The 21,723-nt window shown below is 68.5% G+C and carries 13 protein-coding genes; all 13 read right to left on the bottom strand.

Annotated elements, in window-relative coordinates:
• Positions 1–321 precede the first annotated feature (321 nt).
• The 13 genes from HEP73_RS12125 to HEP73_RS12065 all read right to left on the bottom strand — a co-directional run bounded on the left by HEP73_RS12125 (position 322) and on the right by HEP73_RS12065 (position 21,431).
• Complete coding sequence (locus tag HEP73_RS12125; protein ID WP_185820190.1) at positions 322–3,279, bottom strand: ligand-binding sensor domain-containing diguanylate cyclase; 2,958 nt, start codon at positions 3,277–3,279, stop codon at positions 322–324.
• Positions 3,280–3,301: 22 nt separating this feature from the next.
• Complete coding sequence (locus HEP73_RS12120; protein WP_185820189.1) at positions 3,302–5,950, bottom strand: sensor domain-containing protein; 2,649 nt, start codon at positions 5,948–5,950, stop codon at positions 3,302–3,304.
• Positions 5,951–5,954: 4 nt separating this feature from the next.
• Positions 5,955–7,031 (bottom strand): protein-glutamate methylesterase/protein-glutamine glutaminase, encoded by a 1,077-nt coding sequence (locus tag HEP73_RS12115; RefSeq protein WP_185812957.1) that lies wholly within the window; start codon positions 7,029–7,031, stop codon positions 5,955–5,957.
• The gene (cheD, locus tag HEP73_RS12110; RefSeq protein WP_185812956.1) at positions 7,028–7,630 is read right to left on the bottom strand and encodes a chemoreceptor glutamine deamidase CheD; all 603 of its coding nucleotides are present in this window, start codon (positions 7,628–7,630) and stop codon (positions 7,028–7,030) included. Before cheD ends, HEP73_RS12115 begins: the two co-directional genes overlap by 4 nt.
• Positions 7,627–8,493, bottom strand: a complete 867-nt coding sequence (locus HEP73_RS12105) for a CheR family methyltransferase (RefSeq protein WP_185820188.1) — start codon at positions 8,491–8,493, stop codon at positions 7,627–7,629. Before HEP73_RS12105 ends, cheD begins: the two co-directional genes overlap by 4 nt.
• Before the next feature lie 97 nt (positions 8,494–8,590).
• A complete protein-coding gene (locus HEP73_RS12100) occupies positions 8,591–10,852 on the bottom strand; it encodes a methyl-accepting chemotaxis protein (protein WP_185820187.1) in 2,262 nt (753 codons plus the stop codon).
• 60 nt (positions 10,853–10,912) lie between these two features.
• On the bottom strand, positions 10,913–11,482 hold the full coding sequence (locus HEP73_RS12095; RefSeq protein ID WP_185820186.1) for an MCP four helix bundle domain-containing protein: 570 nt from the start codon (positions 11,480–11,482) through the stop codon (positions 10,913–10,915).
• 166 nt (positions 11,483–11,648) lie between these two features.
• Positions 11,649–13,898 (bottom strand): methyl-accepting chemotaxis protein, encoded by a 2,250-nt coding sequence (locus tag HEP73_RS12090; protein ID WP_185820185.1) that lies wholly within the window; start codon positions 13,896–13,898, stop codon positions 11,649–11,651.
• Between the two features lie 179 nt (positions 13,899–14,077).
• Positions 14,078–16,465 (bottom strand): methyl-accepting chemotaxis protein, encoded by a 2,388-nt coding sequence (locus tag HEP73_RS12085; RefSeq protein WP_185820184.1) that lies wholly within the window; start codon positions 16,463–16,465, stop codon positions 14,078–14,080.
• Positions 16,466–16,569: 104 nt separating this feature from the next.
• Positions 16,570–16,950, bottom strand: a complete 381-nt coding sequence (locus HEP73_RS12080) for a hypothetical protein (protein ID WP_185812950.1) — start codon at positions 16,948–16,950, stop codon at positions 16,570–16,572.
• Between the two features lie 202 nt (positions 16,951–17,152).
• The gene (locus tag HEP73_RS12075) at positions 17,153–17,644 is read right to left on the bottom strand and encodes a chemotaxis protein CheW (RefSeq protein WP_185820183.1); all 492 of its coding nucleotides are present in this window, start codon (positions 17,642–17,644) and stop codon (positions 17,153–17,155) included.
• 249 nt (positions 17,645–17,893) lie between these two features.
• On the bottom strand, positions 17,894–18,676 hold the full coding sequence (locus HEP73_RS12070; RefSeq protein ID WP_185820182.1) for a flagellar brake protein: 783 nt from the start codon (positions 18,674–18,676) through the stop codon (positions 17,894–17,896).
• 58 nt (positions 18,677–18,734) lie between these two features.
• A complete protein-coding gene (locus HEP73_RS12065; RefSeq protein WP_185820181.1) occupies positions 18,735–21,431 on the bottom strand; it encodes a methyl-accepting chemotaxis protein in 2,697 nt (898 codons plus the stop codon).
• Positions 21,432–21,723: the final 292 nt, after the last annotated feature.

Here is a 21,723-nt window from a genome sequence, read left to right as displayed (position 1 = left end):
CTTCGCCGTACCCTCATCCGCCCCTTCGGGGCACCTTCTCCCGGTGGGAGAAGGGAGCAGCGCTTAGCCCCTCTCCCCTCGGGAGAGGGGTTGGGGTGAGGGTACGGCGCGAAAGCGCCTCGCCGAGTTGGGTGCACGAGGCTTCGCCCGGACCCTCATCCGCCCCTTCGGGGCACCTTCCCCCGAAAAGGGGGCCATGGTCCCGAAGGGAGAAGGGAATAGCCGCTTGGCCCCTCTCCACCTGGGGACAGGGGGTGGGGTGAGAGGCAGCGCCGGCCGGCATGCCGACTTCGTTGGTCGCGGTCGCGCAAAGACCTGCGCTCAGGCGCTTTCCACCCGGTTGCGACCTTGTTCCTTGGCCCGGTACAGCGCCTGGTCGGCGAGGTTGGTCAGGCGCGTGCTCGACAGGTCGGACCGTGGCCATTTGCTGGCGCAGCCGATGCTGACCGTCACCAGCCGGTGGTGTGCGCCCGGGGCGTGCGCCACCGCGCAACCCAGCACCGCCTGGCGCAGCCGTTCGCCGACCGCATGCGCCGCCTCGCTGTCGCAGCCGGGCAGCAGTGCGACGAATTCCTCGCCGCCATAGCGCGCCAGCACGCCGTCCTCGCGCAGTTGTGCGGCCATCGCCAGAGCCACCACGCGCAGGCAGTCGTCGCCGGCCAGATGCCCGTAGTGGTCGTTGAAGCGCTTGAATTCGTCGATGTCGATCATCAGCAGCGCCAACGGCCGCTGCTGCGCCTGCATCTGTTGCCACAGCCGCTGCTGGCTTTCGACGAAATGGCGATGGTTGGCGATGCCGGTGACCGGGTCGCGCTGCGCCTGGTCGGCGAGGCGGCGGTTGGCCTGCTCCAGTTCCTGGGTGCGGGTGCTCACCAGTTGCGCCAGCAGGTCGCGCTGGCGGCGCAGCCGATAGCCGTGCACGCGCCAGCCGAGCAGCAGCGCGGCAATCAGTGCCACCGCTGCGGCACCCCAGCTCAGCGGCGACAGATACCACGGCGAAGGCTGCCGGAAGCGCAGCCGCGCCGGCGTGGTCGACCAGGCGCCGGTATCGCTGCGCGCGATGATTTCCAGGCTGCTGTCGTCCCACGGCAGCAGCGCGAAGTGCAGGCTGCGCTGCGCGCCGATGTCGGTCCACGCCGGGTCCTGTCCCGGGCGGGTCAGCCGGTAGCGGAAGCGGGTCTTCTCCGGCGCGCTGAGGTTGATCGCGGTGAAGCCCACTTCGATGTCGTGGCTGTGCGGCGGCAGGCGCAGCTCCGTGGCCAGCGGCACGCTGCGGCCGCCCACGTCGAGCGACTGGATCCGCACCGGCGGCGCCTGCACGCGGCGCTGGCCGAGCGCCAGCGGATCGATCTCGGCGAAGCCGGAAATCAGCGGGAACCACAGCTTGCCGGCGGCGTCGCGCAGGCACGCCGGCTGGCCGCCGCCGTTGGTTTCGGCCGGTTCCAGGCCGTCGCTTTCGGAAAAGCCGATCGCGCTCAACTCCTCGCTGCCGGCGGCGGCCTTGGCCAACTCTTCCGGCAGCAGCAGGGAAATGCCGCGGTTGCCGCTGAGCCACAGCCCGCCGCGCGCGTCGGCGACCATGCACGAGACCACGTCGTCGAACAGGCCGCTACCGCGATCGAAACGCTGCACGCGGCCGTTGCCGATGCGGTTGAGGCCGCCGCCATAGGTGCCGATCCACAGCGTGCCGTCGGGCTGTTCGTACAGCGAGCGCACGAAGCGGCTGGACAGGCCATTGCCGGTGTTCCAGCGTTCCACCACCCGTTGCCGCCGCCAGCGCACCACGCCTTCGCCGCCGGCCAGCCACAGGCCGCCCTGCTGCGCCGGCTGGATCAGGGTGACGCTGCCGGGCAGGCCGGGGAGGCGCTGCGGCGTGCCGGTCTCGCCGCCGGCGCCGACCGGGATCGCGTACACGCCGTGGCCGCTGGCGACCAGCAGCTTGTGCTTGGCGGTGCGGTACAGAGCGCGGATCGGCAACTGGTCCGGCCACTGCGCGACCAGCCGCGGCGCCTGGCTGCGGTAGGCGTCGCTGTCGCGGTCGGCGTGGTCGTCCTGCGCGTCGGGCGGCAGATAGCCGACGCGGCCATCGACGGTGCCGATCCACACGCCGCCGGCCTCGTCGCGGTGCAGCGACCACACGCATTCGTTGCCGAGCGCGGATTGCAGCGACCAGCGGCGCAGGCGTCCGCTGGGCGCGTCCCAGTGCCGCAGGCCGCCACACACGGTGCCCAGCCACAGCCCGCCGCTGCCGTCGCCGATCACCGGCAGCCCGGGCAGGTCCATGCCCTGCTGCGGGTCGTTGAGCAGGCCGATGCGCGAGCGCGCGATGCGCAGCAGGCCGCGTGCGTTGCTGCCCAGCCACAGGTTGCCGTCGCGATCGCTGAGCAGGCTGCGCGACGCCGGCAGTGCCGGGGTCGCCAACGGGCGCAGCCCGCCGCCATCGTCGTCGTCGCGGAACAGCTGTCCATCGACATCGACCGCCCACAGCCGGTGCTGCGCATCGCGCGCCAGCGCCTGTGCGCCGCGTATCGGTGCCGCTGTCGGCAGCCACTGCCGGCGCAGCGTGTCGTAGCGGTACAGGGCCGCGCCAGCGCCCACCCACAGCACGCTGCCTTCGCTGTGCAGCGAACTGACCCGGGTTTCCGCGGCTGGCAACGGCACCGCTTCGCGGCGTCCGTGGCGCAGCCGCCACAGGCCTTGCCCACCCAGGTAGAGTTGCCCGTCGCCGCCGAGCGCGGCGGCCATATCCAGCGCCTGCGGCTGCTGTTCGAGAGTGCGCAGGGTGCGCGGGTCGATCCGGTAGGCGCCGGCGCTGCTGAGGACCCACACGCTGCCGTCGGCTGCGGCGACGAAGCGGCGGATCAGGCAGCGGCCGCCGCACACGTCCAGGCGCAGGAAGCGGCCGTCGCGGTAGACGCTGACGCCGGCATCCTCGCTGCCGATCCACAGCTGGCCGCGCTGGTCCTCCAGCAGTTGCAGGATCCGGTCGCTGGACGGACCGCTGCCGGCCAGGCTGCGGTAGACGCTGAACTCGCTGCCGTCGAAGCGCGCCAGCCCGCCGAAGGTGCCCAGCCACAGGAAACCGTCGCGGTCCTGCACGATCGCGTTCACCGAATTCTGCGGCAGGCCATCGTGGGTGGAGAACCGGCGCACGACGTCGGGATAGGCAGGACGCAGCGTCTGCGCGGCGAGCGCAGCACTGACGGACCACAGCAGCAGCGACAACAGGAAGCGGATCGGCATTGCCAGGCGGGGGGTGAAAAACGTGCTGCGGATCAAGCAATAATTGTGCCGCGACCGGCTAGTGGGGCGCAGCGCCGGACGTTGCGGGCGGCGCGGCCGCCTCCGGGTCGGCCTGATGCGCGCCGATCCAGCGTTCCAACTGCGTCGCTGGCAGCGCCGGCGAGAACAGGAAGCCCTGCAGCACGTCGCAGCCGAGCCACGACAGGAACGCCCGCTGCGCCTCGGTTTCCACGCCCTCGGCGACGGTATGCAGGCGCAGGCTCTCGCCGATGCGCAGCACCGAGGTGGTCAGTGCGCGCGCGGTCTCGCTGTGTTCCAGGTCGCGGACGAAGCTCATGTCCAGCTTGAGTTCGTTGACCGGCAACTGGTGCAGATGGCTGAGGCTGGAATAGCCGGTGCCGAAGTCGTCCAGCGACAGGCGTACGCCGCTGGCCTGCAACTGACGCAGATTGGCCAGCACCGCCGGTGCGTTGGACAGCATGACGCTCTCGGTCATCTCCAGCGCCAGGTCGCTGGGCACCAGCCCATGTGCGCTCAGTTTCTTCGCCACGCGCGCCGGCAACTGCGCGTCGGCGAAGTTGCTGGCCGACAGGTTGACCGCCACGCGCGGCACCGGCACGCCGCGCAGGCGCCAATCGGCCATCTGCCGGCAGGCCTGGCGCAGCACCCAATGCCCGAGTTCGTCGATCAGCCCGCATTCCTCGGCCATCGGCACGAAGCGCGCCGGCGAGATGTCGCCCAGATGCGGGTGCTGCCAGCGCAGCAGCGCTTCCACCCCGTACAGCGCGTAGGGCGGCTGGCTGTGCAACTGCGGCTGGTAGTGCAACTGCAGCTGGTCGCGGCGCAACGCCTCGCGCAGCGCGGTCTCCAGCGCCACGCGTTCCTGCGCCATGCGGTTCATGTCGGCGCTGAAGAAGCGGAAACTGCCGCCGCCTTCGTTCTTGGCCCGGTACATGGCCAGGTCGGCGTGGCGCAGCAGGGTCTCGATGTCGCGGCCGTCGTCGGGGAACATCGCCACGCCGATGCTGGCGCCCGGATGCAGGGTCACGTGCCCGACCACCAGCGGATCGGCCAGCGCCAGCAACAGCCGTTCGGCCACGCCGGCGGCCTGTTCGGCGCCGCACTGCGGCAGCATCAGCACGAACTCGTCGCCGGCCTGGCGCCCGATCAGGTCGGTCGCGCTCAAGGTCTCGCCCAGGCGCCGCGCAATGTCGCGCAGCATGCCGTCGCCGGCGGCGTGGCCCTGGGTTTCGTTGACGCGTTTGAAGCGGTCGATGTCGACGAACAGGATCGCCACCGGAAACGCGTGGTACTCGGCGGCGGCCAGCGCCTGCTCGGCACGTGCGCTGAACATGACCCGGTTGGGCAGGCCGGTCAGCGAGTCGTAGAACGCCAGCTGGTGCACGCGCGCCTTGGTCTGCTCGCGCTCCAGCGCCAGCGCGCACAGGTGCAGGCACAGCTCGATCAGCCGCAGGTGCCAGGGCTGCGGTTCGCACACGTCGCGGTAATACAGCGCGAAACTGCCGAGCACGCGCCCGCCGCTGGACTTGATCGGGCTGGCCACGCAGCTGCCCAGGCCGAGCTGGTGCACCAGCGGCCGGTACTCGGCGAACAGCGGATCGGTGGCGGCGTCGCGCACCAGCACCTGCTTGCCGCGCCAGATCGCCGCGCCGCAGGCACCGGCGGTGGGACCCACGCGCATGCATTCGACCGCGGCGTTGAAGGCGGTCGGCAGGCTCGGCGAGGCCAGCGGGTGCAGCCGCCCGTCGCCATCGACGCTGATGATCGAGGCCACCACCTGCGGGGCGACGCGCTCGACTTCGCTGCAGATCAGCGCGGCCACGTCGACCAGCGGCTGTTCGCGGACCAGCGCGTCGAGCACGTTCTTGTGCAGGATCTCGTGCATCTTGCTCTGGGTGATGTCGGTGAACGACACCACGTAGTGCTGGATGCCGCCGGCCGCGTCGGCGATCGGATTGGCCATCAGCGTGGTCCACAGCGGCGAGCCGTCCTTGCGGTAGACCAGCAGATCGGTCTGGTGGCCCAGGCCGCCGACCACGCGTTCGCGGGTCAGCCGTACCGCCTGCATGTCGGTGCCGACGCCGGGCAGCACGCTGCTGGGCAGCAGCCCGCGCACTTCCTCGGCGGTGTAGCCGAACATGTGCACGAAGCCGGCGTTGACGTACAGGATCGCCAGCTGCGGGTCGCAGACCACGATGGCGTTGTCGCTGCGGTCCAGGGCCAGCGACAGCAGCCGCATCTTGGCGTCGCGCTCGCGTTCGGCGCTGATGTCGCGCACGAACACCACGTACAGCGGCGCCGGCTGCTGCGGCACCGTGGCCGCGCTGACCGACACCCAGCGCTGCACGCCGTCGTTGCCGGGCAACTGCAGTTCGTAGCCGTCGCCGGGGGTGTCGGTGCGCTGCCGCATGCACCTGGCCAGGAACGGCGCGCGCGCCTCGTCCGGCACCAGCTCGCCCAGCGAACGCCCCAGGACCTGCGCCTGCGACAGGCCCCACAGCGCCTCGGCGGTCTGATTGAAGGCGAGGATGCGCGCGTCCGCGTCGATCACCACCACGCCGTCGGGCGCCTGTTGCAGGCAGCTCAGCAGGGCCTGCTCGGAATCGGTCAGCGTGGCCAGGCCCGGAACCGTGGCGGCAACGGCATCGCCAGGCGCGTTCGGGGTGCGGACGCGCTGGCGCGGCATGGGGCTAGCGGGCCTGGTTGGACAAGGCGATCAGGCGTTCGGCGATCCGGTCCAGCGGCAACACTTCCTGCGCGGCACCGAGCCGGAACGCGGTGCCGGGCATGCCCCAGACCACGCTGGTGGCCTCGTCCTGGACCAGGGTGCTGGCGCCGGCCTGCAGCATTTCCAGCAGGCCGCGCGCGCCGTCGTCGCCCATGCCGGTCAGCACCGCGCCGATCGCGTTGGCGCCGGCGTTGCGCGCCACCGACTGGAACAGCACGTCCACCGCCGGCTTGTGCCGGTTGACCGGCGGGCCGTCGTCGATCTTGCAACGCCAGCGCGCGCCGTCGCGGACCACCTGCAGGTGCTTGCCGCCGGGCGGCAGGTAGGCGTGGCCGGGCAGGATCGCTTCGCCTTCGCTGGCCTCGCGCACCGCCATCGCCGAGTGCCGGTTGAGGCGGTCGGCGAAGGCGGTGCTGAAGCCGGCCGGCAGGTGCTGGGTCATCACCACCGCCGGCGCATCGGCCGGCATGCCTTCCAGGACCACGCGCAGCGCCTCGGTGCCGCCGGCGGAGGCGCCGATCGCGATCAGCCGGTCGGTGGTGCGGAATTTCAATGTGGACGCGGCGCTGGGCGTGATCACGGTGTTGCCGCCAGGCCGCGGCGCGGCCGGGCGGTCGAGCGCGCGGACCTTGGCCTTGGCCGCAGCCTTGACCTTGCCGACGATTTCCTCGGCGTATTCCTCCAGGCCGCGGGCCACGTCGAGCTTGGGCTTGGAGATGAAATCGACCGCGCCCAGTGCCAGCGCCTGCAGCGTGGTGTCGGCGCCGCGCTCGGTCAGCGAGGAAATCATCACCACCGGCGTGGGCCGCAGCCGCATCAGGTTTTCCAGGAACGCCAGGCCATCCATGCGCGGCATTTCCACGTCCAGGGTGATCACGTCCGGATTGAGTCGCTTGATCTTCTCGCGGGCCAGGATCGGATCGGCGGCCGAGCCGACCACCTCGATGCCGGGCGCGCGCGACAGGATCTCGGTGAGCATCTGCCGCACGACCGCGGAGTCGTCGACGATCAGCACGCGACAGGGAATTTCTGAGGTCATTCGAACAACTCCACGGCGCCGGTGACCGGCGCTTTGGCGAGGCGGGCACGCACCGCCGATTCGGCGGCGGCGACTTCGGCTTCTTCGTGCGCATGCGGCAGGCGCTGCACGACCACGCGGCCGGTGGTGGGGAAGAACCAGATCTTGCGCGGATGGATGCCGCGCAGGTCCTCGGCCACCACCGGAATCTGCTCGGCTTTCAGATACTGCAACACGAACTCGGCGTTGCGGGTGCCGACCGGGTTGTTGGTGAAACCCTTGAGCACGTTGCCGCCGCCGAACACCTTGGCTTCCAGGCGGCTGCGGCTGGCGCCGCGCTTGAGCAGGTCGTTGATCAGCACTTCCATCGCATAGCTGCCGTAGCGCGCCGGCGCGCCGTCGCCGGCCTGGCCGTCGGGCAGCATGAAATGGTTCATGCCGCCGATCTTCAGCAGCGGGTCGCGGATGCAGGCGGCCACGCAGGAACCGAGGATGGTGGTCAGCGCGGTGTCGTCGTCCACCACCAGGTACTGGGTCGGCAACAGCTTGGCCGCAATGGTCTGGAAGCGGGTGTCGTGGTAGCGCATCACCTGATCGGCGACCACCGTGGCGGCTCTCATGCGCGCGCCTTGGTGGCGCGCCGGTACAGCGTGCGGCCACAGGGCTGGATCAGGTCGGCCGCATGCAGGTAGTTTTCCGAATGGCCGGTGTAGAGCATGCCTTCGTCGTCCAGATGCGGGATCAGCCGCGACAGGATGCCACGTTGCGTAGGCTTGTCGAAATAAATCATCACGTTGCGGCAGAACAACGCCAGGTACGGGCCGCTGACGTCGTAGCGCGGCTCCAGCAGGTTCAACTGGCGGAACTCGAGCAGCTCGCGCAGCGCCGGCACCACCCGGCACTGGCCTTCGTTGGCGCCGCTGCCGCGCTGGAAGTACTTGCGCTTGAGCGCCGGGTCCAGGCTGGAGATGCGATCGACCGCGTACACGCCGCGCGAGGCGGTCGCCAGCACCTGGGTGTCCACGTCGGTGGCCAGGATCCGCACCGGCGGGGTCAGCGTGCCGAACGCCTCGCAGGCGGTGATCGCCAGCGAATACGGCTCCTCGCCGGTGGAGGCGGCGCACGACCAGATCTTCACCGGCGCCGAGGCGGCGTGCTTCTGCAGCTCCTCGCGCAGGCGCTCGAAGTGGTGCGGCTCGCGGAAGAACGAGGTCAGGTTGGTGGTCAGCGCGTTGGTGAACGCTTCCCACTCGTCGCCGCCGTCGCGTTCCAGCCAGTCCAGGTACTCGCGGAACGAGCGCAGGCCCAGCGTGCGCAGGCGCCGCGACAGCCGGCCGTAGACCATATCGCGCTTGGCCGGTGCCAGCGCGATGCCCGCCTTCTGGTAGATCAGGTCGCAGACCCGCTTGAAATCGCGATCGCTGAATTCGAAGTCGCGATTGTCGGAACCGGGGTGGGGCAGGGAAGACGTTGGAGTGGCCATGGCTCGCAGCGGTGATCGGTCTATCGGGTTATCGGCCGGCGCCGCACGAAATTGACGCCGGAACAAGACGCGGCCTGCGCCGCTGCCGCTGCAGCCGTCAGAACTCCTGCCACTGGTCTTCGGCGGCGCTGGCGCGCGCCGTGCCTGCCGCGCTGCGGATGCGCGCAGGCGCACGCGCTGCGGTCGCCACCGGCGAGGCCTTGGCGCGCACGGACGGCCTGGCCTTTGCGACCGGCGCGGCCTGCGGCGCCGGTGCGCTGGCCTGTGGGTCCAGCTTGAACTCGGCGACGGTGGCGCTGAGCTGGCCGGCCTGGGTCTGCAGCGTGCGCGCAGCGGCGGTGGCTTCCTCGACCAGCGCGGCGTTCTGCTGGGTGGCCTCGTCCATCTGGGTCACGGTCTGGTTGACCTGCTCGATGCCCAGCGACTGCTCCTGCGAGGCGGCGGAGATTTCGCCCATGATGTCGGTGACACGCTGCACCGAGGACACGATCTCCTGCATGGTGCGGCCGGCCTGGTCGACCAGGGCCGAACCTTCGGCGACGCGGGTCACCGATTCGTCGATCAGGCCCTTGATCTCTTTCGCCGCACCGGCCGAGCGCTGGGCGAGGGTACGCACCTCGCTGGCGACCACCGCGAAACCACGGCCCTGTTCGCCGGCACGCGCCGCTTCCACCGCGGCGTTGAGCGCGAGGATGTTGGTCTGGAAGGCGATGCCGTCGATGACCGAGATGATGTCGGCGATCTTCTTCGACGAGGTCTCGATGCCGCTCATCGTGGTGACGACTTGGCTGACCACATCGCCGCCCTGCGAGGCGACGGCGGCCGCACCGACCGCGAGCTGGTTGGCTTGCCGCGCATGCTCGGCGTTCTGCTTCACGGTGGAGGTCAGTTCTTCCATCGAGGCGGCGGTTTCTTCCAGGCTGGCGGCCTGCTGCTCGGTACGGCGCGACAGGTCGTCGTTGCCGGCGGCGATTTCCGAGGAGGCGACGTTGATGCTGGCGGCCGCGCTCTGGATGCGGCCGACGATATCGGCCAACTGCTCGGCAGTGGCATTGGCGTCGTCGCGCATTTTGGCGAACACGCCATGGAACTCGCCCTGCATGCGCACGCTCAGGTCGCCGGCGGCGATGGCCTGCAGCAGCTGCGACAGCTTGCCGAGGGTGTGGTCGCTGACCTCCATCATCGCGTTGAGGTTCTGCACCATCGCGCGGAAATCGTACTGGAAGCGCTCGGCGTCGCCGCGCGCGCTGAAGTCGCCGACCGCCGCGGCCTCGGCCAGCTGCTTGACCTGTACGTTCATCGCGCTCAGGTTGGCCTTGGCGGTGTCCATCGCGTCGGTCAGCGCGGCTTTCTCGCCGGGCAGGCGGTCCATGTCGTCGGACAGGTCGCCGATCGCATAGCGCTGGATGATCTGCACCAGGCGCAGCTTCACCGCCACGTGCGAGGCGACCAGGTCGTTGGTGGCCTTGACCATGTGCCCGTACTCGCCTGGGAAGGCGGCCGCATCCATGCGGTAGCTGATCGTGCCCTGTTCGTGGCGCTGCGCCATCAGGTTCTGCGCGTCGATCACCTCGCGGATGCGGCTGCGCATGTCCAGCATGTCGCCCATCAGCTGACCGATCTCGTCGCTGGAGCGTGTGCGCACGTTGCTGTCCAGTTCGCCGCGGGCGATGGCCTGCGACAGCTGCCGTGCCGCGTCGAGCTGGCGCGCGATGCCGCGCGAAATCATCCAGCCGACGCTGGCTGCGGCCGCGACCGCCAGGGCGAGCAGGCTCAGGATCAGCAGCTTGGTGCGCGTCAGCTGCGCGTTGATGGTGTCCATTTCCTGGTTCAGCTGGGCGACGTTGTAGTCGGTCAGCGCCACGATCCGTTCGAACAGTTCGCGCCGCAGCGGCCGCGATTGCTTGTCGGAGATGGTCTGCGCGGCGGCGACGTCGCCGCCGCGCAGCGCATCGCCCATCAGCGTGTTGGTCTGCAGGTAGGCGTCCAGTTTTTCCTTGACCCCGGCATACATCTGCCGCTGGGTCTTTTCCAGCATCACCCGCTCGATGATGGCCTGGTTCTTCGCAACTTCCGCGCGCACCTTCTGCATGCGCTTGAAGTAGTCGGCCATCGCTTCCGGGTCGTTGGCGCGGGCGATCTGCGCCAGTTCGTAGGTGCGGAACTCGCCGAGCTGCGCGCGCACTTCGGCCAGCGCCTGCGTGGCCGGCACCCAATCCAGCTCGATGCGCTTGAGCTCGGACATCGCCAAGGTGGTGCGCGAATAAGTGAACACGCCCAGGATCACCGTCAGCAGCGTGGTCAGGGCGAATGCAAAGATCAGCTTGTCGCGGATTTTCAGTTGTTTGAAGACGTTCATTGGCGTTTCCGTGCAACGGATTGGGCGATGGCGAGGCAGTAAGGCAGTAAGACAGTTGGGCTAGCGGGCGACGTAGGTGGGCGCGTCGAGGTCCGGGTGCAGCGCGTGCGCGGCGTTGATACGGCTCAGTTCCTCCAGGTCGGCGAACAGGGCGCGGCGCTGCGGCAGCGCCTGTTGCGTGGACAGCTGGCGGGCGCGTTCGCGATCGCCGGCATGCACCGCGCTGCTGATCTGCCGGTGCAGCTGCAGGTAGGCATCCAGCTCGGCCTGGACAGTGGCGAAGCGGCGGCGTTCGTCTTCGCTCGGCGCGGTGGCGATGTACCGCGCCACTTGCGTGCGCGCGCCGCGCATCGAGCGTTCGATGCGCCGGTCGTAGTCGGCCACTTCCGCGGTATTGCCGGTCGCGGCGATCAGCGACAACTGATACAGACGCAATTCCGCCAGCTGCGCGCGCAGCTCGCGCAAGGCCATGGCCGAGGGCGCTTGCCGGGTCTGCAACTGCAGCAGGTGCTGGCGCGAGTCGTCGAGGGCGCGGGTGCTCAGATGCGCCACCCCGATCACCGTGGCGCAGCCGAGCACGCACAGCAGCGACACGAGCAGAGACGATTTCAGATCGGTGTAGCGCGGCATCTCAGGCTCCCGAAGCGGCGGCAATGGCGAGGTGGCTGCGGCGATCGCATTCACGCTTCGTTAATCCGATATCGACTGCCGCGTCTGCCGCTTGAGACCGCCGGTGCCCGGGACCGGCGCAACTGTGATGCAAGTCCGGTTGAGTGTCCGGGCCGCAGCGCTGCGCTCAGAACTCCGCCCAGTCCGTTTCGGCCACTGCCGCGCGCTTGCCCGCCACCTGGCGCAGAGCCGGTTTGGCTGTCGCCGGACGCGACGATGCGCGCGCGGGGGCGGCGCGAACGGACGTGGCCGCAGCAGAGCTCCCGCCGCCGGTGCCGAGCCGGAACACCGCCGCGGCCTCGCTCAGCCTGCGCGCCTCTTCCTCCAGCGCCCGTGCCGATGCGCTGGCTTCCTCGACCAGGGCAGCGTTCTGCTGGGTGGCCTCGTCCATCTGGGTGACGGTCTGGTTGACCTGCTCGATCCCGGACGACTGCTCCTGCGAGGCGGCGGAGATCTCGCCCATGATGTCGGTGACGCGCTGCACCGAGGACACGATCTCCTGCATGGTGCGGCCGGCCTGGTCGACCAGCGCCGAGCCTTCGGCGACGCGGGTCACCGATTCGTCGATCAGGCCCTTGATCTCCTTGGCCGCGCCGGCCGAACGCTGGGCGAGGGTACGCACTTCGCTGGCGACCACGGCGAAGCCGCGGCCCTGTTCGCCGGCGCGCGCCGCTTCCACCGCCGCGTTGAGCGCGAGGATGTTGGTCTGGAAGGCGATGCCGTCGATGACGCTGATGATGTCGGCGATCTTCTTCGACGAGATCTCGATGCCGCTCATCGTGGTGACGACCTGGCCGACCACGTCGCCGCCTTGCGAGGCGACCGCGGCGGCGCCAACTGCGAGCTGGTTGGCCTGGCGCGCATGCTCGGCGTTCTGCTTGACCGTGGAAGTCAGTTCTTCCATCGAGGCGGCGGTTTCCTCCAGGCTGGCGGCCTGCTGCTCGGTGCGGCGCGACAGGTCGTCGTTGCCGGCGGCGATCTCGGTGGTCGCGGTGTTGATGCTCAGCGCCGCGTTCTGGATGCGGCCGACGATGTCGGCCAACTGGTCGGCGGTGGCATTGGCGTCGTCGCGCATGGTCGCGAACACGCCGTTGAACTCGCCGCTCATGCGCACGCTCAGGTCGCCGGCAGCGATGGCCTGCAGCAGCGTGGACAGCTGGCCCAGGTTGCGGTCGCTGACCTCCATCATCGCGTTGAGGTCCTGCACCATCAATCGGAAGTCGTGCTGGAAGTGCGCCGCATCGCCGCGTGCGCTGAAGTCGCCGGCCGCAGCCGCAGCGGCCAGGCGCTTGATCTCGGTGTTGATCGCCAGCAGGCTGGCCTTGGCCGCATCCATCGATTCGTGCAGCACCGCGCGGCTGCCGGGCAGGCGCCGCGCGTCGCGATGCAGGTCGCCGTTGGCGTATTCGTTGAGCACCGCGATCGCATCGACGATGGCGTCCAGGTGCTCGAACATCATCGTGTTGATGCTTTTGCTGAGCTCGCCGTACACGCCGGGGAAGTCCTGCGGCATGCGGTGCGACATGTCCTTGTCGGCGTGCAGTACCGCCATCTTCGCCGCCTCGCTGGAGAAGCGTTCCAGCATCTGGATCATTTCGCCGGTGGCGCGCAGCATCTGTCCGGTCTCATCGCGTCCGGGGTTGTCGATGCGCACGCTCAGGTCGCCGCGGGACACCGCGCGGATCGCCTGCAGCGTGCGCGACACCGGCACCAGCACCGAGCTGCCGATCAGCCAGTTGATGCCGAAGGTGATCAGCACCAGCACGCCGCCGGCCACGGTCATCACGCCGGTGAACAGCAGCGCCTGCGCCTGCACATCGTCCATGTACACGCCGGTGCCGATGACCCAGTTCCAGGGCTTGAACGGTGCGTTGTAGGACACCTTCTCGACCGGCTCCTCGTTGCCGGGCTTGGGCCACAGATAGTCCACATAGCCGCCGCCGGCCGCGGCCGCCGCGGCGAACTGGCGGAAGATGGGCTTGCCGTCGGCGCTGAGCACGTTGCCGATGTCCTTGCCGACTAGGTCGTGGCGGGTCGGGTGCATCAGCATGGTCGGGTGCATGTCGTGCACGTAGAAATAGTCCACGCCGTCGCGGGCGCGCATCGATTCGAGCGTGGCCAGCGCGGTGCGCTGCGCCTCGGCCAGCGGCATCTGCCCGGCCTCGGCCTTGGCCGCATAGGCCTGGACCACGCCGACCGCCAGTTCGATCTGGCTCTTCAGCGCCTGCTCGCGGGTGTTGCGGATATCCACGTACTGCATGCGCGCGGCGATGATCGCCAGCAGCACGATGCCGCCGCCGAGCAGCAGGGTTTGCCAGACGAATTTGCGACGCAGCGGCAGATCCGACAGGCGCGCGATAAGCGACGGAGACGACATTGGATGGGCACCTTGGAGTGGTTCTCGAAGGTCTTAGCGGCGCGGCTGTAACAAAATTGAGACAAACTCGCCTGGCCCGAGCGAGCGGCCGTGGCCACGACCGTGGAATGGCCGGCAAAAAAATCCCCGGCGCGTGGCCGGGGATCGGGAAGTGCCTGAATGCCGCGACCGCCGGCGCCTCAGAACTCCTGCCAGTCCGAATCGGCCAGGGCCGGTACGGACTTCTTGCTGCCGGTGGCCAGCGCCGGCTTGCCCGACGGCACCACGACCGGCTTCTTCGCCACCGTGCGGATCGAGTGCACCTGCGCATGACGCGGCGCCGGCGTCGGCGCGCTGACCGGCGACTGTTCCACGCGGAAGATCGAGACCGCCTCGGTCAGCTGCCCGGCCTGCTCTTCCATCGAGCGTGCGGCAGCGGTGGCTTCTTCGACCAGCGCGGCGTTCTGCTGGGTGGTCTCGTCCATCTGGGTGACGGTCTGGTTGACCTGCTCGATGCCGGACGACTGCTCCTGCGACGCCGCCGCGATCTCGCTCATGATGTCGGTGACGCGCTGTACCGAGGACACGATCTCGCTCATGGTCTGGCCGGCCTGGCGCACCAGCGCCGAGCCGTTGGCGACCTGGCTGACCGAGGCGTCGATCAGGCCCTTGATCTCCTTGGCCGCATTGGCCGAGCGCTGGGCGAGGGTACGCACCTCGCTGGCGACCACCGCGAAGCCGCGGCCCTGTTCGCCGGCGCGCGCCGCTTCCACCGCCGCGTTGAGCGCGAGGATGTTGGTCTGGAAGGCGATGCCGTCGATGACGCTGATGATGTCGGCGATCTTCTTGGAGGAGGTCTCGATGCCGCTCATCGTGGTCACCACCTGGCCGACCACGGCGCCGCCCTGCGAGGCCACGGACGCGGCGCCGACCGCCAGCTGGTTGGCCTGGCGCGCATGCTCGGCGTTTTGCTTGACCGTGGAGGTCAGCTCTTCCATCGAGGCGGCGGTTTCTTCCAGGTTCGCCGCTTGCTGTTCGGTGCGGCGCGACAGGTCGTCGTTGCCGGCGGCGATCTCGCCGGCGGCGGCGTTGATGCTGACCGCGGCGGTCTGGATGCGGCCGACGATGGAGGCGAGCTGCTCGGCAGTGGCGTTGGCGTCGTCGCGCATGGTCGCGAACACGCCGTCGAACTCGCCGTGCATGCGTGCGGTCAGGTCGCCCTGCGACAGCGCGGTCAGCAGCTTGGAAACTTCGCCGATGCTGTCGCCGTTGGCCTGCAGCAGGCCGTTGAGCTGCTGCGCCAGCTGCAGGAAGAAGCCCTGCTTGCCGTCGGTGGCCACGCGCCCGGACAGGTCGCCGGCGGCGGCGGCCTGCACGATCTTGGCCACTTCTTCTTCGACCTGGGCCTCGACGGTGCGGTCGCGCGATTCGCAGACGAAACCGACATGGCTGCCGTGCGCATCGCGGATGCTGGAGACGATCTGGGCGATGCGGGCATGGCCGTAGGCCATCTCGCGCTCGGCCACGCCTTGCTTCTCGATCGCGGCGACGGTGCGGGTGTCGATCTGATTGCCGTATTCCAGCACCGACAGCGAGGAACCGACCAGCGGCATGCTCGAGTCGAATGCGGGGGCGACCTTGCGGATATGGTCGGCATACTTGTCGACGATGCCCTGCATCGACGGGTTCGCGTAGACGATGGTGTAGTCCAGGTCAGCGATGAACATGCCGGTGGAGGAGTTGTCCAACGCGGTGCGGATGCGCAGGTTCTCCGACGCCACCGCCGCGTCGCGCTCGGTGCGCTCGCGCAGATCCTGTTGCATGCGCTTGAGCGCCTGCAGCAGTTCGCCGACTTCGTCCTGGCCGCTGGCGTCGATATGGCCATCGAGCTTGCCGCCGGCGACTTCGTTGGCCACCTTGACCGCGCTGCCCACGCTGTTGGCCAGCATCCGTCCGAACAGCCAGGCCATGCCCACTGCGCCAGCGACGCCGATCAGCAGGCAGACCAGCAGCATGGCCGACGCCTTGCCGTAGGTGCTGCCAGCGGTTTCCGCGGCCAGCTTGGCCTGGCGATCGTTCTCCGCGATCAGCGCGATCACATCGTCGACCACCTTGTTGTGCAGGGTGCGCGTCTCGCTGGTGAACGTATCGATCGCATCGTCATGCAGCTCCAGCTGCACCATTTCGTCCACGGACTGATAGGAGGCTTTCGCCTTCTTCCAATCGGCGACCGTGCGCTGGTAGATCGCGCGCTCGTTGTCGCTGCCGATCATCGGCGGGTATTTGGCCAGGATCTCGTCCAGTTGCTTGGCCAGCGTGACCCTGCGCGCCTCCGACTCCTTCTTCAGCGCGTCGCTGCTGCGGATCAGGCTCTGGTACGCCGCATTGCGGTATTCGCCGAGAATGCCACGGATCTCGCCGCCGGTACGCACGCTTGGCACCACATTCTTGGATACCATTTCGGCCACGCCGTTGATCGAATGCAGCCCGTTATAGGCGGCAAGCCCCTGTATCAACATGATGGCGAGCACGAGACCGAATGCCAGCATCAGCTTCGGCATCAGCTTCATATTCTTTATCCACTGCATGAACGCATTTCCCCTTGGTTCGACAACGGCGGCGTAGCATCAGAAAAACAAAAGCGCCGCCATGCCGGAGCGCATGGGCTCCGGCGCGGCGACGCTTCGTGGTCTTACTTGATCGTGGCCAGCTTCAGGCTGGACGGCGCGCTGACCTGGATCTCGGCGCGCGAGCTGTCGCGTTCGATCTTGCCGATCACGCACACGTCCTTGCCTTCCAGGCTTTCCGGCGCGAAGCCGAACTTGCCGCGGTCGGCGCCGGCGATGCGCGCGGAGAAGGTGTGGCGCGGGAACATGCCGCCCATGTACAGGAAGGTCGGCTCGCCTTCGGAGTTCTGCGCGTACTTGGCCTTCTCGACCTTGCCGCAGACCATGCCGTCCTTGCCGACGAAGCGGGCCGCCATCTCCGGCGGAATCATCTGCTGCGACTGGGCGAAGGCGCTCGGGCTGGCGGCAAGCAGCAGGACCAGCAACAGGGGAAAGCTCGGCTTCATGGGGGAAAACTCCTTTAGGGGTGGGCGAAAGAGGTCGGCCCAGGTACTGGATCGGGCCACCTATCAGCTATCGGCGTGGTAACGACGAACTTGATCGGCGCAAGTGATAAGCAGTTCGCATTTCCGAAAGAAAAAACCCGCCAATGGACGGCGGGTCGGGAATTGCGTGCGAAACCGCGGCGTGGCCGCGGCTCGAGCTGGCTCAGGCGGCTTCGTCGACGTGCGCCTGCTGGCTCAGGTCGGCGCTGTCGAGCAGGGTCTCGATGTCCAGCAGGATCAGCATCTTGTCGTCCTGGGTGCCGATGCCGGAGATGAAACGGGTGTCCACCGCGGCGCCGAATTCGGGCGTCGGCCGGATCTGGTCCTCGTTCAACGGGATCACGTCGGAGACGCTGTCCACGACGATGCCGACCACGCGGTCCTCGACGTTGAGCACGATCATCACGGTGAAGGCGTCGTAGCGCGCTTCCTTCAGGCGCAGCTTCAGGCGCAGGTCGATCACCGGCACGATGGTGCCGCGCAGGTTGATCACGCCCTTGATGTACTCCGGGGCGTCCGGCACCCGGGTGACCGAGTCGTAGCCACGGATTTCCTGCACCTTCAGGATGTCGACGCCGTAATGCTCTTCGCCGAGGGTGAAGCTGAGGAATTCGCCGCCGGTGGCACCGGAGGCAGAGGTGTTCTTGTCGTTCATCGTGTGCTCCTGGTGCGCACGGAATTGCGGAGGGATGGCGGGAAGCGGGACATGCGGCTCTTGCACTAGATCGGCGTGGTGGGGCAGAACTTTAGCGGTGCTGTAACCGTCCTGGCCGGCGTGGAGCATCCGATAAAGACGGCGTGACCTGTAGGAGCGGCTTCAGCCGCGACCGGGGTTTTCCTGGTAACGCCGCGGTCGCGGTTGAAGCCGCTCCTACAGGGGCGCTTTGTGCGGTCGAGGCGCTGTTCAGGACAGCACGCCGCTCTTGCGTGCGCTGCGCTGGCGCTCGATGCGGAAGATGTAGCGCTGGATCGCCGCGTCGGCGCCGCGCGGCAGGTCGGCGAAGCGCAGCCCCACCCGCAGCGTGTCCTGGCCGTTGGCCAGCTTGTGCGGATACATGTTGCAGACCTGCAGGGTCAGCTTGATGGCATCGGCGTCGGGCAACTGCAGCACGCAGCGCGGGTAGCTGTGGCGCTGCTCCGGCACCGGCTGGCCGGGAACCAGCGCCACCGCCAGGCCGCCGCCGCTGATGTCGATGACCCGCAGCACCAGTTCGGTGGGCGGGCTGGCGTCGTCCAGCCGCAGCACGCACATCGGCGATTCGGTGATCGGCGTCTCCAGGCGGAAGTGCTCGCGGCGCTGCAGGTAGTACAGCGAATCGGGCAGCGGCGCGCGAAAGCCGGGCGTGCCGTCGCTGTCGACCCGTTCCAGGTCGGCGATGCGGAAGCGCAGCCGGACCTTGTCCAGCTGTGCGAAGCACAACAGGTACTCGGCCTGCTCGGCGATGCGGTTGTTGGCCTCGTTGATGCTCAGGTCCAGCAGCAGGCTGTCATCGTCCAGCTCCAGCAGCGCGGTCGAGAACGACTGGTCGCGGCCGCCCACATGCGCGCTGATCTGCGAGCGCTGGTTGATCAGCGATTGCAGCAGCTGCCGGATCTGGCGCGGGTTGGTCAGCAGGAAGCGGTCGTCCTGTTCCGTCGCCTCGTGCGCAGACGGTTCGGGGGAGTCGCTGGGAATGCCTTCGGCCATGGGTGGGCAACGGGATCGTGGATGGGGCGGGGCGGCGCATTCCGCCCGTCCCACGATGCTATCGGCCGTGTCCGGCTTTTTTGTAGCCTGAATGCAATGTGGCGATGTTGCCGGCCGGCGGGCGCTGGTCCAGGGTGAACGAGGCGACCGCCCGCGCCAGCTCGCCGGCCTGGCCTTCCATGGAGCGTGCGCTGGCGGTGGCTTCCTCGACCAGGGCCGCGTTCTGCTGGGTGGCTTCGTCCATCTGGGTCACGGTCTGGTTGACCTGTTCGATGCCGGCCGACTGCTCCTGCGAGGCGGTGGAGATCTCGCCCATGATGTCGGTGACGCGCTGCACCGAGGACACGATCTCGCTCATGGTCTGGCCGGCCTGGCGCACCAGTGCCGAACCGTTGGACACCTGGCCGACCGAGTCGTCGATCAGGCTCTTGATCTCCTTGGCCGCATTGGCCGAGCGCTGGGCGAGGGTGCGCACCTCGCTGGCGACCACCGCGAAGCCGCGGCCCTGTTCGCCGGCGCGCGCCGCTTCCACCGCCGCATTCAAGGCAAGGATATTGGTCTGGAACGCGATGCCGTCGATGACCGAGATGATGTCGGCGATCTTCTTCGACGAGGTTTCGATGCCGCTCATCGTGCTCACCACCTGGCCGACCACGTCGCCGCCCTGGGTGGCGACGGCCGCGGCGCCGACCGCCAGTTGGTTGGCTTGGCGCGCATTCTCGGCGTTCTGCCTGACGGTGGAGGTCAGCTCCTCCAGCGACGCGGCGGTTTCCTCCAGGCTGGCGGCCTGCTGCTCGGTGCGGCGCGACAGGTCGTCGTTGCCGGCGGCGATCTCGCCGGCGGCGGTGTTGATCGCATCCGAGGCGCCCTGGATCTGGCGCACGATCGTCGCCAACTGCTCGGCGGTGGTGTTGGCGTGGTCCTTCATGTTGGCGTAGACGCCCTGCAGGTCGGCGTCGATGCGGGTGGACAGGTCGCCCGCGGACAGCGCTTGCAGCATGTGCTGGATATGCCCCAGGCCGGAGGCGCTGGCTTCCAGAAGGGCATTGATCTGCTCGGCCAGCAACAGCAGGAAGCCCTGCTTGTTGTCCAGGCGCACGCGGCCGTCCAGTTCGCCGGCGACCGCGCTGCGCACGATGCCGGCGATTTCCTCTTCCACCGCCACTTCGTCGGTGCGGTCGGCCCATTCGACGACGAAGCCGAGGCGGTTGCCGTCGCCGTCGATCACCGGATTCACGATCAGTCGCATGGTGTGGCCGCCGACGCGGATCTGCGCGCGGTAGGTGCCCTTCAGCTCGGCCAGCAGGCGCGCCTGGTGCTCGGGGTGGCGATGGAACACGTCGATGGTGTTGCCGATCAGCGTCTGCACGTCGAAGTGGGGCAGGTCGCGGCGCAGGTCGTCCTGCACGTCGCCGAGCATCTTCACCAGCGGACGGTTGACGTAGACGATGCGCCGATCGGCGTCGGCGATCATCACGTTGGTGCTGACATCGTCCAGCGCGACGCGCACGCGCAGATTCTCCGCGGCCACCACGCGCTCGGTGCGCAGCCGTTCGCGCAGATCGTCGCGCATGCGGCGCATGCCGTGCAGCAGCCGGCTCACGTCGTCCTGGCCGTGGCCGACCTCGATATGGCTTTCCAGGCGCCCGGCGGCGATGTCGCCGATCACCTGCTCGACCACCGCCAGCGGCCGCGACACCATGCGCCGCGCCAGCACGAACACCAGCACGGCGCAGCCGATCAGCATCAAGGCGGAGAACGCCAGGATGTTGCGCATCAATGCCTGCAGCGGCGCCTCGATGGCGCTGCGCGGCTGTGCGCCGAGCAACACCCATTGCCACGGCCGGTAGGCCTGCGCGTTGACCAGGAACGGCTCGGCCGCCGCGTCCGCAGTTGCGTCGCGCTTGAGCCGCAGCGTCGCGCTGGCCTGCTTGCCCTCGAGCAAGGCCTGCAGCAACGGCTTGTCCGCTTCCACCACCAGCGCTTCCATGTTGGCGGCCTTGGAGACCGGGTGCGCGAGCAGTTGCCCGCGCCGCGCCGGGTGCATGTCCACGGCGATGAAGTGGCCGTCTTCGCCGATGCGCGTGCTGCGCAGGCGTTCCTGCAGCGCGGCCAGGCCCTGGGTGTAGTTGCGGCCGACGAACAGCGCGCCGACCAGATTGCCCTGCGCGTCGTGCAGCGGCCGGTAATGGGTCATGTAGTCGTTGCCGAACAAATTCGCCGTCCCGGTATAGGGCTTGTTCTGCAGCAGCAGCGCGTAGGCCGGATGCGCATGGTCCAGCACGGTGCCGACCACGCGCGCGCCGGACTGGTCGTGCAGCGAGGTGGCGATCCGGACCAGGTCGTCGCCGCTGCGCACGAATACCGTCGCCACGCCGCCGCTGGCGTCGGCGAAATGGTCCACCGAGGCGAAATCGAGATTCAGCACATGCGGCCCGATCCGCAGCGTCGGCGTCTGCACGTCGCCGACCTGCACCGTCTTGGTAGGCTCCAGCTGCGGCGCGCCGGCGGGCAGCATGGTCGCGAACAGCTGCCCCATCCGGTCGGTTTCCTCGCTCAGCACCCGGTCGTACATCGCCACCGACTGCTGCATCAGCGTGGTGGACGACTCAAGTTCCTTGAGGACCTGGGTCTCATGGCTGGTGGCGGACTGGCGGTAGATCAGGGTGGCCAGCAATACCAGCGCGGCGCTGACCGCGAGGGTGAGCAGGGCCGACAGCTTGGTGCCGACCGAGAGATGGCTGAACTTTTTCATGGGGGCGCCTATGCGGGAACAGAACGCCCAAGTGAGCGGCGCGTGAAATCCTATCGGCGGCGGTGGCGAAAAATTAACCATTTAATTTCCATTAATGACTTTATTTTTCGGCGTTTTGACCTGTCTGGAGACAGTTGAGGGACATTTTCGAGACATTCGCGAGGCGGTCAGGCCACCCGGCCTGCGGCAAATGCGTATCGCATGGGGACGCATACGCGTCGAAGCGCTATGCGTGCCCGCGCTGCGGTGAGCGCGGGATGTCGGTGTGCGGCAGGCCGGGCGACGGCGCTGC

Source organism: Xanthomonas sp. GW, assembly GCF_014236815.1.
GTDB lineage: Bacteria > Pseudomonadota > Gammaproteobacteria > Xanthomonadales > Xanthomonadaceae > Xanthomonas_A.
This window is presented reverse-complemented; position numbering and strand designations above follow the sequence as displayed.